This is a genomic window from Methylobacterium oryzihabitans (assembly GCF_004004555.2).
GTDB lineage: Bacteria > Pseudomonadota > Alphaproteobacteria > Rhizobiales > Beijerinckiaceae > Methylobacterium > Methylobacterium oryzihabitans.
The window spans coordinates 1-470 of the sequence record NZ_SACP01000136.1 but is presented as its reverse complement, the minus strand read 5'-3'; the positions used below and the strand labels follow the sequence as shown (position 1 = coordinate 470).

Here is a 470-nt window from a genome sequence, read left to right as displayed (position 1 = left end):
CACTTCATCGTGGCCGCCCTGCCCTTGCAGGTGGCCAAGCAGCGAGCGGCCGTCCAGATGCAGGTTGTTATCCACAGTGCCGCCAGCCAGTTCTACCAAGGTTGGCAGCAGGTCGCAGGTCGATACCGAGGCACTGACCCGAGCCGCCGCAAAGTGCTTGGGCGCATGGATCAGCAGCGGTACCCGCGCCGACATCTCGAACCAGTGCATCTTGTACCAGAGGCCACGCTCGCCAAGCATGTCGCCGTGGTCGCCGGAGAACACGATCAGGGTGTCGTCGGCCAGGTTGCACTCTTCCAGGGTTTGCAGCAGCTGGCCGATGTTGTCGTCGATGTAGCTGCAGGCGCCGAAGTAAGCGCGGCGGGCGTCGTGGATCTTGTCCACAGGCAGCGGTTTGTTCCACAGGTCGTAGACCTTGAGCAGGCGTTGCGAGTGGGGGTCGAGTTCTGCCTGGTTGAACTCGGCGCGGG

General features: G+C 63.4%; 1 protein-coding gene. It reads right to left on the bottom strand.

The annotated features are described in order from the left end of the window. Positions 1-470 (bottom strand): sulfatase-like hydrolase/transferase (locus EOE48_RS28720; RefSeq protein WP_148239822.1); only part of this gene is annotated, 470 nt, incomplete at both ends.